Here is a 15,441-nt window from a genome sequence, read left to right as displayed (position 1 = left end):
ATTCATCGTAGTCGATTAAGAGCGAGGAATCCCTCGCTCACCGTTTTGAAGAGGTGACGCGTGGAAGTAAAGCCCTATCGCCTAGCCTTCGTCGCCGAGGTTAAACAGATGTCGCAGCGCCTCGAGCAATCCTCGGGAATGACCCGCTGCGGCGTCGTCGCGGAGAGACGCCATCGGTGGATGCAACAACTTATTGGTCAACCGATCGAATGACTTTTCAATCTCCTTGGTAACCGCCGGATCGGTCGCGCCATTAAGTTTGCCGAGCAAACGTTGTAGCTCGGCCGTCTTGACTTCTTCGGCGCGTCGTCGAAGTTGCGCGATGACCGGACCGGTCGCCCGTTGTTGCAACGATTCGAAAAACCGTTCGACTTCTTCGTCGAGAATCTTTTTGGCTTTGGGCCATTGTTTTTCGCGTTCGCGACGGTTGCGGTCGCACGCCGCTCGCAGATCGTCGATCTGGTACAAGAACACGTCCGGTAGATCACCGATGACCGGATCAAAATCTCGCGGGACGGCCAAATCCAAAACCAACATTGTCCGACCGCTGCGGCGGGCGTTCAACCGCGCGAACGTTTCGGCGTCGACGAGCGGATGTTCCGACGACGTCGTCCCGATCAAAAGGTCCGCTTGAACGATCTGCTCCGGCAACGCCGTCAACGGTTGGATCTCGACGTCGAACTGTTGAGCCAACGCGTGAGCGCGTTCCAGCCCACGGTTAACGATGCAAAGGTTGTCGCTGCCACCCGCTTGCAAATAACGCAAGGTTTCTTCGGCCATTTCGCCGGCACCACACAACACGACGCGTTTACCACGGAGTGTATCGAACACCTCCGGAACGACTTCGCCGATCGCGACGCTGGGTACGCTGAGCCGCCGTCGGTGGATCGTCGTTTCGGTTTGCACGCGTTTGGCGGCCCGATTGGAAGCTTGAAACGCCGCGTGGGTGATCGGCCCGGTCGCGTTGGCGGCATTGGCAAGATCGTAAGCCTGCTTCACTTGCGACAGGATTTGAGCTTCGCCGACGACCATACTGTCGAGACTAGCAGCGACGAGAAACAGATGATCGACCGCATCACGGCCTTGGCGGATCGTCATGTGCTCTTGAACCAAGTCGTGCGGTTTTCCCAAACACTCGCTAACGAAACGGCTCAATGCGAGTCTCGCTTTCTCGCCCGACAGGCCTCCCGACCCGTCGCCGGTCGCCTGCGCCACCGCGCCGATTCCCACACCGAAGACGCCTCCGGCGGCATATAGTTCGACACGGTTGCACGTCGACAGTACGACCAGCTCGGCACCCTCAAACCGTTCGCCGAACTGAGCGAGCGCCCACTGAGTGTGTTCATTGGAAAAGGAAAGCTGTTCGCGGATCTCGACGGCCGTGTCGTGATGGCTGCACCCGATCATCTGCAGAGTCATGAAGGACTCCGCAGAAGCGACTGATGATGGATTGCCGGTCGGTTCGCGGCCGATTCGTTCGGGGGCGGTTGAACCGTAGCCGGCTCGTTCGTCGGTTCGACCGAGGTGCTGCCGTGGGAAGTCGATAGCACACCGATCATCGCGAGAACCAAGAACCCGAAGCTGGCCAGAGTCAAATACGCGACCTTGCGACCGTGGCTTGCTGGAGCGTAGGCAAACTCAACGACCGTTGCCGAGGCGAGCCACACGAACAAGACTGCCGACAACATGATGCCTTGATTCGTCCAAGGTATTTCGCCCCAACGATTCAGGTTCATCACGACGCCCGAAATCAAACCGACGCCCACGGCGACCGTACTGACGACGAGGCATTGACGGTTGAGTTTTTGGAGCGTCTCGAGCGTCGGTAATCTCAAAGCTGAACCGGCCCGTTTGCGTTTCAACCGGGCCGATTGGACCATGTACATGGCCCCGGCCAAGAATCCAAAAAGGACCGCCGCCGATCCGACGACCATCGAAATCGCGTGAACGTTTCGCCAAAATTCGACCGCTTCGCCCCGGTTGAATGCGGGCAGGTGCCGGACCGACATCGCCAACGCGATCATTCCTAGAATCGTCGGCAAGAAAAAAAAACCGACGATCGTATCGGGCCGACGCAGGTACAGCACGAAATACGCGATCGCCAAACCCAAGGCGACCATCAGCGACCAATCCGTCCAGGTCGCCAAACGTCCGATTTCGGCGGGGAGATCGACCGAATAGCCGGCCGGACTGGTCGCCTGCAGCATTAAGTAAGTGACGTGCGTGAAAATACCCACCGCCATCATGATCAACCCCGCCAAGCCGCGACCGGGCATCCGACCGGCGACGCGGAGCAGCTCGATCACCAGCACGACGGCGTAGCTGGTGGTGAAGCAAGTGACGGAAATTTGCTGAAGGAACTCAATCATCGCCCCATCTTACACGCTACCTCGATTTTTCGGAACGGAAAGTCGGACCGCCCCTGCGGGCTGTTGATTGAGTGAGCCGATGGCACTAGCCGCGGGCGTTTGTGCATGTTCTCTGCCCTTCGAGGCCCGTGGCTAGGCGCCATCGGCTCACACTTCGAAGCCCGTGGCTAGCGCCATCGGCTCACACTTCGAGGCCGTGGCTAGCGGTCTGTTGATTTAGTCGTTTAACGGCAAGCCGAAGGCGTCGGCGATGCCTCCAATTGACGCCTACGGCTTGCCGTTAAACGAAAAGGGGTCGCGATACCACTAAATCAACAGCCCGCTAGCGCTGGGCTGTTCAAAATTCGGTGTTGACTCGTTGTTTTTACTTTATCTCTCAGCAGTTTCTTGTCCGCCAGCCACCTCTCCCGAACGCAGTTTGGGGGAGGTCGAGCGACGACGTTCAGGAGTCCGCGAGGGAGGGGGCACGGGCGTTATTTGATTGAATCGGCTTGGTTTGCCCTGGGGATGCCCCCTCCCGGATCTTGCTTCGCTCGATCCGACCTCCCCCAGCTTCGCTGGGAGAGGTGACAGGAAGTTGCGGAGAACAAAAATGTCGCAATACCAAATTTTGAACAGCCCGTGGCTAGCGCCATCGGCTCACAAGAATTCCGTAATGCTCTAAATCAACAACCCGCTTGTCTGGACGAGAGCGGTCCGGGCATCTAACTTGTCCACTCGAATCGGTCCCCTCCTATTTGCCCGCCTCACAAAGTCAAACCGTCTTGAATACGCCACCGCACCAGCGACGCAGCGCCGCGATGGCCTTTATTTTGTTGACGCTGTTGATCGATATTTTGGCGATCGGGATCATTGTTCCAGTTTTGCCGGCGCTGGTAAAAGAATTTGTCGGCGGCGATGAATCTCTGGCCGGGTGGTATTTCGGCGTGATCGCCGCATCCTACTCGCTAATGCAATTTTTCTTTGCCCCGATCCTCGGAGCATTGTCGGACCGGTTCGGTCGCCGACCGGTGCTGCTGGCGTCATTGTTCGGCCTCGGGATCGACTTCATCATCACGGCGCTGGCCCCGACGATCGCATGGTTGTTCTTGGCCCGCTTGATCGCGGGAATCATGGGGGCGAGCATTTCGACGTGCAACGCGTACATCGCCGACATTTCGACGGACGAAAACCGTGCTCGGAATTTCGGTTTGGTGGGCGTGACGTTCGGCCTCGGGTTCATCATCGGCCCCGCCCTGGGTGGTTTTCTCGGGGACTTCAATCTGCGGTGGCCGTTTTTTGCGGCCGCCTGTTTGTCGCTGGTCAATTGGTTGTACGGCTATTTCATTTTGCCCGAGTCATTGCCACCGGAAAAACGCAGTGCCTTTCAATTGCAATCGATCAATCCGCTCGGCTCCGTCCGACGATTGCGGAAATATCCCATGGTGGCCGGTCTCGCCGTCGCATTCGTATTCAGTTCCTTGGCGCAGCGCGGGCTTGAGAACGTCTGGATCCTGTCGATGGAGTTTCGATTCGGTTGGAACGAGTTTACCAACGGAATGATCCTCGCCTTGGTCGGGCTGATGGCCATGATCGTGCAAGGAGGGCTGGTTCGTCCGACCATCCGTCGGTTCGGCGAACGCAACATCGCGATCTTTGCAACGGCGGTTTCGGTGTTGTCGTTCCTGGGGTACGGATTGGCGACGGCCGGTTGGATGATTCCTTGCATCATTGTCGTGGGAAGTCTTTCGGGGTTGGCCGGCCCGGCGATCCAAAGTCTCGTGACGGGAACGGTAGACCCTACCGAGCAAGGACGCATTCAAGGCTCACTGACATCGCTGATCAGTCTGACGAACATCGCCGCGCCGTTGATTTTCACGACCGGCTTGTTCAGTTATTTCACGTCCGAGCGAGTGTCGTTCAAGTATTTCGGCGAGCCCTTCGCCGGTGCACCGTTTGTGTTTGGATCGTTCCTTTTGATGCTATCGCTGTCGGCGCTCGTCGTCGTTTTGCGGCGCCACCCGCGGGCGGTCAAGGAAGGTTGAGATGCGAGTCCTGGTAACCGGTTGCAGTGGATTCTTAGGTTCCGAGATCATTCGCCAATTACTGCACCGGGGCGACGAAGTCGTGGGTTTGTCCCGCCGTGAGACTCCCGATCTGGTTCGACAAGGCATGTCGCATCACCGAGGCGATCTGACCGATCCGCATTACGTGCAACGAACGATCGACGACGTCGACTCGGTGATCCACACCGCAGCCGTCGCTGGCGTTTGGGGGCCGTGGAAACATTTTTTTCAAAACAATGTCATCGCAAGCCGAAACGTGCTTGCGGCATGTCGCGAGGCGGGTGTCCGAAGCCTCGTCTACACAAGCAGCCCGAGCGTCACGTTCGACGGGAATCATCAAAGCGGTGTGGACGAATCAGTTAGCTATCCGACCCGTTGGATGTGTCACTACCCCCACACCAAAGCGATCGCCGAACAAGAAATTTTAGCCGCCGATCAGCCCCAAGGATTGCGCACCGTTTCGCTGCGCCCTCATTTGATCTGGGGCAACGGCGACCCGCACTTGTTGCCACGCGTGCTCGATCGAGCACGGTCGGGCAAGTTGCGTGTCATCGGCGATGGAGAAAACGTGATCGACACCGTTCACGTCATCAATGCTGCCGCCGCTCATGTGGCGGCGGTCGATCAATTAGCGTCCGATCCGGATGACGCGGCCGGTCGCGCGTACTTCATTGCTCAAGACGAACCGGTGAATTGTTGGCAATGGATCGCGCGGCTGTGTGACCGGTTTGAGGTGTCACCGCCGACGCGTTCGATCTCGTTTCGGGCTGCGCATACGATTGGAACCGTATGCGAAACGATCTATCGAGTCACCGGCCGCAAAGAGGAACCGCCGATGACCCGTTTCGTCGCCGCTCAACTGGCCAAAGATCATTACTTTGACATCACCGCCGCGAAAGAGCGTCTCGGCTACCGGCCCACGGTCACGCTCGAAGACGGTTTGAAAACGCTTTAAGCACCCAAACAGAAGCTCTTGGGCTAAACGCACCAGTGCTTCGTCAAACCCCCAAATTAGGGTTAGTGAAGTTAGCCGACGGCGCTACCCACGGGCATTGCTCAACGCCCGACGCTAGCGGGCTGTTGATTTAGTGCACGATTATGCGTTTTCGTTTAACGGCAAGCCGCAGGCGTCTGCGTTTTCAAACTCTGTCGCCTGCGGCTTGCCGTTAAACGATTCAATCAACTCGCCGCCGAGCGAGGGAAGCGACTCCACTCGCTTGCGCGTCGGGTTCATATGTTTGCGGCATAGCCACCTTAAGTGTTTTGCGGAATTCCTGGTCCATTGGTTCTAAGAATCGCGAGATCAAAGATTTCTTTATTTGTGTTTTTTCCGCAAACACGAGTTCTTGTCGGGGAAGTAACGCGTGTGACCTTTCTTCACTTTGTCATCGATGCCGTCCTTTTCCATCAAGATCAAACAATGTCAGTCTTCCGGAAATCCCGTTTCGGCTTCACTTTGGTGGAGCTTCTCGTCGTCATCGCCATCATCGGCGTTCTCGTTGGCTTACTGTTGCCCGCCGTTCAGGCCGCCCGAGAAGCCGCACGGCGAATGAGTTGCAGTAACAACTTCAAACAACTCGGTCTCGGGATTCACAATTATCATAGCGCTTACAAGCAGCTGCCGATTCATCAAGGCGGAACGTCCGGCGTCGGTGCGGACTGGAGCGGTGGAGGGGCGGCGTCGAACCGCGAGAGCCTCAGCATGTTGGTGGGCCTGACGCCGTTTATCGAGCAGCAAGCGATTTGGGAACAAATCTCAAATCCGTTCAGCACGGCCAGCCAAGGCGGGACGCCGATCATCTATCCGGCGATGGGACCGGCGCCGCGTAACAATGGTCTGACCAGTGGCGATCCTGATCGATATGGTCCGTGGCATACCGAACTTCCGACACTGCGTTGTCCGAGTGATCCCGGCGTGGGGTTGCCCAGTCATGGACGGACGAATTATGCCGCTTGCTTGGGTGATAGCCCCTATCGTGGTACTGCGGGAGGTACCGATGCAGGATTGAACCATCCCTCGGGACTCGCGCAGCAAACAAGCGCGTCGATGCGGGGAGCGTTTGTTCCGCGAGAGATCAAACGTTTTCGAGACATCCTAGATGGCCTTGCCAACACTTTGATCATGGGCGAAATCACAACCGACCTCGGCGATCGTGACACGCGAACGCTGCCGGCAATCGATTTGGACTTAACCACGCCGGCCAACGTGCTGCCCACGGGCTGTTCGCGGCACGCAGGGATTAATGCGGCTCGGCCGCAGTTTTGGTCACCCGGCGCCACAACGACCGGCACGCCGAACGCACGTGGTTATCGGTGGGCCTCTGGGTTTCCTGTCTTCACCGTAATGAACACGATTTTGCCGCCCAATAGCCCCGTCTGCACCAGTGCGGCTGCCGAAGACGACACGACCGGCGGAGGTGCCGCCGTCATGGGTTTCAATTCCCGACACGGCACCGGATTTTTGCCGCCCAGTAGCCGTCACCAAGGTGGGTGTCACGTCTTGATGAGCGATGGCGCGGTTAAGTTTGTTACCGACTCGATCGAATCAGGCAATCAAAATCAAACGCCGGTTCACTTCCAAGGGACGGGTTTCGCCGTCGCGGGTTCGCAAAGCAGTTATGGTCTGTGGGGATCGCTTGGCACACGTGCCAGCAAGGAAGTCATCAGCGAAGATTTCTAGAACGGTTATTGATATGACAAGCTCCGACGTTGCCCGCTATTTCGCGCTTTCTCAACCCAAGCTCCGTGCTTTCATTCGGTCAATGGTGTTCAATCCATCGGACGTTGATGACATCTTGCAGGAAGTGGCCGTCATTGCGATCGAGAACTCACACCGCTTTGATTCGTCGCAGTCGATCGATGGTTGGGTGTTCGGAATCACCCGCAATCGCGTGATGAAGTATATCGATAAGCAAAAGCGACAAAAACTCTGTTTTTCATCTGAGTTGGTTGACGCGATGACAGCCGCAGCTCAGTCGGACAGCGAGAGTGAAGACTCCCTCGAGGCCCTGCAATGTTGCTTGGGCAAACTGAAGGATTCGCATCGCGAATTATTGATTCGACGTCATCGTCCTGGCACGACGGCGCGTCAATTGGCCAAGGAGATCGGATATACCGATACCCGAATGAGCCGACTGATCAATTCGCTGTATGTGAGTCTCATGAAGTGTGTGCAAAACGAGATCTCAGGGGCGACTCCATGAAGGATCAAAATAGTTCCAAAGAGCTGTTCGTGTTGTTCGGCAAAGTCCGAGACGAAACGATTTCTGCGGACGAATTAGCCGAACTTGAAGCCAAGCTTCTTAGCGACTCGGCAGCCTTGAAAGCGTATCGGCGATTCATGACGTTGTGCTCTGGCCTTGAACAGGTCGCGCGAATGGAAATCGATGCGGCAACGGATTCAACACTTGATTCACCCGACGACGGCGACGACACCAGTAGGTTCAATTGGGCCGACGACTGGATTCCGTCCGAGATCGATAACCAATTCCTGGTTGCTCAACAAGCCCGCGAGCTGGTCACGACTGTCGAACGATCCGATCGGAATCAAGACCCTATCGCTCGAGAACGCATTCAACCGTACAAGATCATCGTGGCAGCAACCTCGATTGCCGCTCTCCTTTTGTTCGCGTTGGCGAGTTTTTATCGTCCGGGCAACGAGGAAGTACTCGCGAGCATCGTCGAAGTCCATCAGGCGGTTTGGGAGGACAAACAATCGTTCGACGATGATGACGCGATGGTCGCCGGGTCGTATTCACTGGTCAGTGGCGCGGTTCGATTGCGATATGAGAACAAGGCCGAATTGCTCGTTCAGGCCCCATCCGTGTTCGCTCTTGATAACGCAATGCAAGCGACACTGCTAGCTGGTTCGTTGAGTCTGTACGTTCCACCCACGGCCACCGGTTTTCGAGTCACGACACCGCAAGCGACCGTCGTCGATCGCGGAACGCGAATCGGTATCTTCGTTAGCGAAGAACGCGGCATGGAAGTCCATGTTTTCGAAGGCAAAGCGCAGACCATCCTGAAAGGTACCTCCAAGAAGCAAATGCTCGATGCCGGCGAAGCGGTCATGGTGGCTCGGGCCGGCAACGAATGGAAACGGATGAGAGCCACCCGTCGGCATTTCGCGAAATCAATTACCGAGCTGAATGACATGCCTCGTGTCGCGGGGGATATCGAATTGCGGGTTTCACCGCCCCGATCGGTTCGACGTATCGACAGCGAGTTGGTGGATGTCGGCCGAGCGGTCGTCTTTGCCGAGCAAGACTCGATCGAATTGATCGAACCACTTCCGGTTACCTTCGCCGAACCGGGGAAGCCGACGACTTTGGAATCCAATGAGGATGAATTGCCGACCGGAGTCCGCGTGAACACTTTCTTCGTTCATCTCGCAGTGCCTAAAGCGGTCCGACGTACCGATCAATCGGTGATCGCTGCGGGTACCCTAAAGTTCAAGCGACCGATCCAGGCGATCGTGTCAGCGGAACCGGGAAAAATGCCGGACGCCTTTCGTTGCCCCGAAACGGTATACCCGGGCGACAAACGCACCGGCTTGGAAGACACCATCGAGCATCAGCCTGATTTCGCTGACATGCTCACGATCAGTGAAGACCGCATGACGCTAACGTTTCGGTTGCATGTTCACGGACGAGAGGCGGCGGAGCAAGAAGACTTCATTGATCAGTTTCGAATCCTAGTCGAATCTGCTACGACGCACGAGTAAACGATATTAAGGCCGATCATGCTTTCTCCTCGGAACGATCTAACGTTCGCGCGTCTTGCGTCCGGCTTGATTCTCATTTGCGTATTAGTCGTTACCGAAGGCGTCTCGTGTACCATCGCCCGCGCTAGGTCCCCCAAGCCGAACGTGTTATTTATCGCGGTCGACGACCTGAAACCAGTTCTCGGTTGTTATGGCGATCCGACTGCGATCACGCCGTCAATCGATGAGATTGCCAAACAGGGAACCGTGTTCGTTAACGCTCATTGCCAATGGCCCGTTTGTGGTGGCAGCCGGGCTAGCTTAATGACCGGCTTACGCCCCGAAGCGGTCGGCGTCATGGACCTGAAAACGAACATGCGGGCCAAGGATCCGAATGTGTTGACATTGGCACAGCATTTCAAAAACCACGGTTACTCCAGTGCCGGGACCGGCAAAATTTATGACCCGCGATGTGTGGACAATAAGCGATCGCTCGATACGCTCTCTTGGTCAGTTCCATTCGTTTCCCCGAGCCACTCGTCCATCCAGTATGGTGATGTCAAGCAGGTCGTATTGGCGCCGGAGATCGCCGACGGCGAGTTAACCGATGGCCAAATCGCCGCTAACGGAATCGAACTCATGCGGCAACTCAGCCGATCTGAAAAGCCGTTCTTCCTTGCCGTCGGATTCAAGAAGCCCCACCTACCCTTCGTCGCGCCGAAAAAGTATTGGGACCTTTACGATCGTGACCAATTTCAGTTTGCGTCCCATCGCGGTGGCATCAAGAACGATAGCAGCTACACGCTGCATGATAATCCTGAACTGCGCGGCTACGAAGGCGTTCCGAAGGCCGGTCCGATTTCGACCGAACTACAACAAGAACTGATTCATGGATACTACGCGTGTGTTTCGTTTATCGATGCCCAGGTCGGACGATTGCTCGACGAACTGCGGCGCCTAGGATTATTTGAGAATACGACGATCATCCTTTGGGGGGACCATGGGTTCCACCTCGGCGATCATAGCTTGTGGGGCAAGCACACGACTTTGGAACACGCCACTCGTGTGCCGCTGATCGTTCGACCACGCCATGGATCCGTTACGAAACGCTCGAACGCTCCGGTCGAGTTGGATGATATGTTTCCGACGCTCTGCGAGCTTGCCGGTCTACCCGTTCCCGATTCGATCAACGGACGAAGTTTACTGCCCATCATTCGTGGTTCGGATGAATCGGTGCGTGACGGCGCGATGACGGTGTTCAAATCAAAGGGTGCGCTCGGCTATTCCTATCGAACTCAGCGATACCGTTACACGCTCTGGCTTAACAGAGCTGGAAAGAATGTCGCTTCGGAATTGTACGACTATCAGATCGATCCGCAGGAAACTCAAAATCTCGCCGAGGATCCTCGATACGACGAGATCATTAGCAAACTCGGGCAACACATGAAAGCCGACGCCCAAGGCTGCGAACGACTGATGTCGTCGAATTCGAATCAAAAATGAATCAACCTCCACCATGTTTTGAAAAGAAATAATGGAATCAAGTCCCCACCACGTTCATCGGATCATGCTGATCTCGGCATTGAGTTTGATGTTCCTAATCAGCTCGGCCTTTCTATTCGTTCCAACGCTCTGTGCCGAGAAAACAGCGGCCTCGCGAGGCACAGGTGGAAAGAAAGGTTTCAAGATATCGAAAGTCGAACCACCGACTTTGTCGCCTCCGAATGGTCCCCGCCTTCGCGAAATCGCACCGCTGGGTGGATCTTGCCCACTCGTCATCGGTGGCTCGACGAGTATCCAATTGCTTGGAACCGAAGCGGAGACGATCATCAATCGGGAGTTCCAATTCATCACGCCCGCTAACGCGTTTAAACAAGCCGGCGTGCACCCCGAGCCGGGCGTTTGGAAATGGGAAAAACCGGACGCGTGGATCGAACGTTGCCGGGAACGAGGCGAGATCATGCGGTTGCACGCCTGCGTCAGCCCTCAATGCTCCGCTTGGGCCGAGGAAGATCATCGCACGCCGGAAGAATTGCGGCAGAACATGGAAGAATACGTCGAAGGCATTTGCAAACGTTACGGCCACTACGAGCATGTCAAATGGATTGACGTTGTCAATGAAACGATCACTCGTGAAGGTGAGTGGTTTGGTCCTCGAGAAGGTGTCGGAAAATGGCAGAACCCATGGACTCAGATCGGATTCGATGAGACCCATCCGCTACGTCCACCGTTGTATATCAAACGAGCCTTCGAGATCGCCGACGAACATGCCCCTAACGTCAAACTTCTCTACAACCAACACGGCGACATGGAGTCAGCCGCCTGGAAGAAGCTTTGTGCGACGGTGCTTTATCTCCGCGAAAAGAATGTGCGAATCGATGGCATCGGGTGGCAAGCTCATGTGAATTCGGGGTTCGAGCAAGACGCCGGAAACATGGACCGCTTGAACAAACTGATCGCGTGGGCTCACGCCCACGACCTCGAATTTCACGTCACCGAAAACACCGTTTGGACCAAGGATGGCGACGACGAAGCCCAAGCGGCCACGTTCGCCGCCATCATCCGCACACTTCTCTCTCACAGCAAGAACGGCATCGTGACATGGAACGCGTGGCAGATGCGAGATTCCGATACCCAACGGCCCGAACGAAAGGGAAACCTATTCGACACCGACGGCAATCCCCGCCCTTCCTACTACGCGGTGCAAGCCGAACTGATGAAGTTTCAGTAGGTATTGTTGATGTGGTTAGGACTGAAGAGGGCGAAAAAGGAAGCGATTAGCGAAAGTCATCGAAAAAAAACATTTTGTCGCAAAAGTGGCTCCCTTGCCGGGAAGTCATCAATGCCATTGACGAATTGCTGCATGACTGAATCTTGTTTTCTGCGGAGCGGTTTCGTCCTACGAGACGTGAATTTTCCTATGAACAAAGAAACACTTTTACAATTCTTCACCTTGATCGCGGCGTTCGGTGTTGCTTGCGATCCCCTACAAGCAGCCTTAGTTATTGACTTCAATGCAAACAATACGTCGGCTGATGTTACCGTTGAGGACTCTCAGAATTACACGATAGACAACACGTCCGGTAACGGTCCGATCGGAATCACCTACAACGAAACGTCAACCGTCCATGCCGGGATCCGGAATTTCTCTGGCAACGGTCTTCGCATCCGGAATACGACCGACGGCGGAATCGGCACCGCATTATTCGGATTTGATCTAGGGGGATCTTATGTTTTCACGGCCGGTGCGGATGATGACATTGTAATCAATACGGGGGGCAACACTCTTAGGATCGACGATGCTGGCACAGGCACTCGCGTTGCCCTCGAGAATGCAGGAGCTTGGTACGTGTCTGAGGAGATTCACTTAACGGGAACAAGTAACGTTAACGCATTGGAACTTGATTGGTTTCAATTGGGCGGGAACACGATCGCTGGGATTACCAATATTGCCGGTGGCGCCACCAGTGCGGCATCATTCACGAACATCACAACGGCGGGTGTGTGGATCGAGATGCTGGGAATGAATGGTGGTGGAAGTCCTAATAGCAACTACGGTGTTCAAGAATTCCAGTTTAACGCAACAGCTTCTGCCGTCCCGGAGCCAACCTCTTTCGCCTTCATCTCGCTTGCGATTGCTGGTGGTATAATTGCGAGACGCAAACGGACTTCTAAGTCGCCGTCACCTTCACCTTCACCGGGAAGTGCGACACAAAGTTAGCCCCTTTTTGTCCGCTAACAGTGTCTTCTAAATTCCCATCAACCACCGCACTCTTTACGCCCATGCGAACGCTTCTTGCTGCCATCCTGACACTGATTCCCGCCTTCGCGATTCGCACGCTGTCCGCTTCCGACGAACTCGCGAAACCCAACATCGTTTTGTTCTTTGTTGACGACTTCGGTGCTCGGGATTTGTCGTGCTACGGCAGTGGATTGTACGAAACACCGAACATGGATCGTCTCGCCGCCGAGGGCATGCGATTCACCGATGCGTATTCGGCGTATCCTCGTTGTGTTCCCTCTCGTGTCGGATTGCTGTCGGGGAAATATCCGGCTCGCGTCCAGTTCGAGTCGGACCAAAGGAAAGGGAAGGAACATCACTTGCCGCTGAGCGAGGTTTCCTTCGGTGAAGCACTGAAAGAGTACGGCTACGAAACTTGTTACATCGGCAAATGGCACCTTGGCCATGAAGGCGGCGATCCGGGGGCGCAAGGCTTCGACACCGTCATTCATTCCGGGTCGGCCGGGGCCACGGGTAGTTTCTTTCACCCGTTCTCGGTCGAGAAGGGGCACTCGGTCGAAAACCCAATCGCGAGTCAAGAAGGTGATTATCTGGTCGATCGCATGACCGATGAAGCAGTGAAGTACATCGACTCCGCGAAAGCGAAACCATTCCTGATGGTGATGGCGCACTACGCCGTTCACACACCGATCGAAGCGCCCGAAGATATCACGAAGAAATATTCCAAGAAGCTTCGCAAAGCGGGCGTGGAAATTGGTGGCAAGAACAACGACGCCGACTTTGTTCGTGACCGGCAAGGGATAACCAAGACGCTGCAGAACAACCCGACCTACGCCGCCATGATTGAAAAGACGGACGATTCACTCGGACGGATCATGCGGGCACTCGAATCAGCCGGAGTGGCGAACAACACGGTTGTTATTCTGACCTCCGACCATGGCGGGCTGTCCACTCGAGGACTCGGCAACAAACGAGCCGTCGCCACTTCCAACGCGCCGTTTCGCCAAGGCAAAGGATCGATCTTCGAAGGCGGCACGCGAGTTCCCTTGATCGTGAAATGGCCGAACAAGATCGAGCCCGGGACAAATTCCTCCGTTCAAGTAACCGGCACCGACCATTATCCCACGATGCTCGAGATCACCGGCGCGCCTTTGCGACCGGAGCAACATGTTGACGGACGCAGCTACCTGAAAGCACTTCAAGGCGAAACGTACCAGCGAGACGCGATGTTCTGGTACAAGTGGCAGGCCCGCCCTGATAGCACAGGCGACACGCGAGCCCTCTCTTTGGTCGACGGCAACTTCAAACTCGTTCAATGGATCGATGAAGACCTGACGGAGTTGTTTGACCTCAGCAAGGACATCAGCGAGCGGACGAATTTGGCCGACCAAATGCCTGAGCGTGCCGAGTCGATGCTTCAAGAATTGCTCGAAATGGAGCAAACCGTAGGGAACCTACGAGAAAAGGGTCGGCTGGAATTGGAAAGGCGTCTGGAGAGAACGAAACAACGTCCATCAGCGAAGCCATAATAGGGCGACCGCCGTCGAAACATCGCCTTCGATGAAACATCAGGAAACAACCGGGTAGCGAGTTTTTTGATTTTCCTCGCAATCATCCTTCTCTAAAAAGTACTCTGTCCCCGGGTTCGGTGGCCGAGTGCGTGGGAAAGTCCTCCAGCTTCGTCAGCACGAGGTGGTCTAGGCATTCGTCGTTCCTGCAACGGGAGCAAAACTGCATCAGAACAGACATGGTCATACAATCAAAGCGTACTGTCCCATTTGGCCGCTCCGACCCATTTGGCCGCTCCCGGGCAACGCGATCCGCGAGTATCGTTTGACTGAGACTAGGTGAAGCATCGGACGGATGTGTCGCCGCTCCGCGGCTGGGTGATTCGTTTTGTTCCGGTGTCCCCATGCTGACGCATGGCTACGTGCTGTCGCGGCTCCGCCGCTAGAGGCATGCCATCGCGACTGCTTCGCGGAACGTCGCGTTCAAGTCGCTCGGGAGTCGCTCGGGAGTCGCGGAGCGACGGTAGCAGTTAGCCCCATGCGTGAGCATGGGGACGATGAACGTGAAACGGCTTGGGAGTCGCGGAGCGACGGCAGGATGTGGTTTCGGATTTGCAAAACGACTGTCTGGGAGGGCTTCCCGGGGTCAGACGCGGGATTCGGGATGGACGAACGCCTGAATCCCGAATCTCGCGACTACCCCCAACGAAGCGCTCGCCCCTACCGGCTCACTGTGATGACCGAAGACGGTTTGAAAACGCTTGAGCGAGAGCTGCTCGAACAGGCAACGAACACTAGAAAACCGCCTTCGATGAAACATCAGGCATCAACTTGGTAGCAAGTTCATTGATTTCGGCATCCATGACGCGCTGTAATTTCCAGCGGCCGATCACCCCGGCCGCTTGCCATTGGTCGGCGTACTTGGCTTCCACAATGCGCCGAGCTTCCGCGTTCACTCCGGCGGCGAGATTCGCATACCCATTTGGCACAATCCCTGTATCGCGTCCTGTTTTCATTTGGGACACAAAACTCGCTCGCAGTTTTCTGATTTTCATCGCAATCATCCTTAAGTCCG

General features: G+C 55.8%; 12 protein-coding genes. 9 read left to right on the top strand and 3 right to left on the bottom strand.

Features of this window, described 5'->3' with window-relative positions; all coding sequences use genetic code 11:
* Positions 1-81 precede the first annotated feature (81 nt).
* Together hemA and ccsA are read right to left on the bottom strand one after the other, a co-directional pair.
* The gene (hemA, locus tag Pla100_RS01360) at positions 82-1,419 is read right to left on the bottom strand and encodes a glutamyl-tRNA reductase (RefSeq protein WP_146575895.1); all 1,338 of its coding nucleotides are present in this window, start codon (positions 1,417-1,419) and stop codon (positions 82-84) included.
* Positions 1,416-2,369, bottom strand: a complete 954-nt coding sequence (gene ccsA, locus Pla100_RS01355; protein WP_146575894.1) for a cytochrome c biogenesis protein CcsA — start codon at positions 2,367-2,369, stop codon at positions 1,416-1,418. Before ccsA ends, hemA begins: the two co-directional genes overlap by 4 nt.
* Before the next feature lie 764 nt (positions 2,370-3,133).
* Here ccsA and Pla100_RS01345 point away from each other — a divergent pair.
* From Pla100_RS01345 to Pla100_RS01305, 9 genes are all read left to right on the top strand, one after another.
* Positions 3,134-4,393 (top strand): TCR/Tet family MFS transporter, encoded by a 1,260-nt coding sequence (locus Pla100_RS01345; protein ID WP_146575893.1) that lies wholly within the window; start codon positions 3,134-3,136, stop codon positions 4,391-4,393.
* A gap of 1 nt (position 4,394) precedes the next feature.
* Positions 4,395-5,369: an NAD-dependent epimerase/dehydratase family protein gene (locus Pla100_RS01340; RefSeq protein WP_146575892.1), complete on the top strand. Its 975-nt coding sequence runs from the start codon at positions 4,395-4,397 to the stop codon at positions 5,367-5,369.
* A gap of 465 nt (positions 5,370-5,834) precedes the next feature.
* Entirely contained in the window at positions 5,835-7,094 is a 1,260-nt protein-coding gene (locus Pla100_RS01335) for a DUF1559 domain-containing protein (RefSeq protein ID WP_146575891.1), read from the top strand.
* A 13-nt stretch (positions 7,095-7,107) separates the two neighbouring features.
* Positions 7,108-7,617, top strand: a complete 510-nt coding sequence (locus Pla100_RS01330) for a sigma-70 family RNA polymerase sigma factor (protein ID WP_197167622.1) — start codon at positions 7,108-7,110, stop codon at positions 7,615-7,617.
* Positions 7,614-9,137: a FecR domain-containing protein gene (locus Pla100_RS01325; RefSeq protein WP_146575889.1), complete on the top strand. Its 1,524-nt coding sequence runs from the start codon at positions 7,614-7,616 to the stop codon at positions 9,135-9,137. The genes Pla100_RS01330 and Pla100_RS01325 overlap by 4 nt, the downstream gene beginning before the upstream one ends.
* 18 nt (positions 9,138-9,155) lie before the next feature.
* A complete protein-coding gene (locus tag Pla100_RS01320) occupies positions 9,156-10,619 on the top strand; it encodes a sulfatase (RefSeq protein ID WP_146575888.1) in 1,464 nt (487 codons plus the stop codon).
* A 31-nt stretch (positions 10,620-10,650) separates the two neighbouring features.
* Complete coding sequence (locus tag Pla100_RS01315; protein ID WP_146575887.1) at positions 10,651-11,847, top strand: endo-1,4-beta-xylanase; 1,197 nt, start codon at positions 10,651-10,653, stop codon at positions 11,845-11,847.
* A 189-nt stretch (positions 11,848-12,036) separates the two neighbouring features.
* Positions 12,037-12,837: a PEP-CTERM sorting domain-containing protein gene (locus tag Pla100_RS01310; RefSeq protein WP_197167621.1), complete on the top strand. Its 801-nt coding sequence runs from the start codon at positions 12,037-12,039 to the stop codon at positions 12,835-12,837.
* Positions 12,838-12,899: 62 nt separating this feature from the next.
* Complete coding sequence (locus tag Pla100_RS01305) at positions 12,900-14,387, top strand: sulfatase (protein ID WP_146575885.1); 1,488 nt, start codon at positions 12,900-12,902, stop codon at positions 14,385-14,387.
* A gap of 773 nt (positions 14,388-15,160) precedes the next feature.
* Here Pla100_RS01305 and Pla100_RS01300 read toward each other — a convergent pair.
* On the bottom strand, positions 15,161-15,421 hold the full coding sequence (locus Pla100_RS01300; protein ID WP_146575884.1) for a hypothetical protein: 261 nt from the start codon (positions 15,419-15,421) through the stop codon (positions 15,161-15,163).
* Positions 15,422-15,441 lie beyond the last annotated feature (20 nt).

The organism is Neorhodopirellula pilleata (assembly GCF_007859915.1).
Taxonomy (GTDB): Bacteria; Planctomycetota; Planctomycetia; order Pirellulales; family Pirellulaceae; genus Rhodopirellula; species Rhodopirellula pilleata.
The sequence above is the reverse complement of the archived record's forward strand: the minus strand, read 5'-3'. Positions and strand labels throughout refer to the sequence as shown.

Bases quoted from the DNA above. Each gene is read 5' to 3' on its own strand.
- hemA (WP_146575895.1), bottom strand. From the start codon at position 1,419: ATGACTCTGCAGATGATCGGGTGCAGCCATCACGACACGGCCGTCGAG.
- Pla100_RS01315 (WP_146575887.1), top strand. From the start codon at position 10,651: ATGGAATCAAGTCCCCACCACGTTCATCGGATCATGCTGATCTCGGCA.
- ccsA (WP_146575894.1), bottom strand. From the start codon at position 2,369: ATGATTGAGTTCCTTCAGCAAATTTCCGTCACTTGCTTCACCACCAGC.
- Pla100_RS01330 (WP_197167622.1), top strand. From the start codon at position 7,108: ATGACAAGCTCCGACGTTGCCCGCTATTTCGCGCTTTCTCAACCCAAG.
- Pla100_RS01305 (WP_146575885.1), top strand. From the start codon at position 12,900: ATGCGAACGCTTCTTGCTGCCATCCTGACACTGATTCCCGCCTTCGCG.
- Pla100_RS01320 (WP_146575888.1), top strand. From the start codon at position 9,156: ATGCTTTCTCCTCGGAACGATCTAACGTTCGCGCGTCTTGCGTCCGGC.
- Pla100_RS01335 (WP_146575891.1), top strand. From the start codon at position 5,835: ATGTCAGTCTTCCGGAAATCCCGTTTCGGCTTCACTTTGGTGGAGCTT.
- Pla100_RS01325 (WP_146575889.1), top strand. From the start codon at position 7,614: ATGAAGGATCAAAATAGTTCCAAAGAGCTGTTCGTGTTGTTCGGCAAA.
- Pla100_RS01310 (WP_197167621.1), top strand. From the start codon at position 12,037: ATGAACAAAGAAACACTTTTACAATTCTTCACCTTGATCGCGGCGTTC.
- Pla100_RS01340 (WP_146575892.1), top strand. From the start codon at position 4,395: ATGCGAGTCCTGGTAACCGGTTGCAGTGGATTCTTAGGTTCCGAGATC.
- Pla100_RS01300 (WP_146575884.1), bottom strand. From the start codon at position 15,421: ATGAAAATCAGAAAACTGCGAGCGAGTTTTGTGTCCCAAATGAAAACA.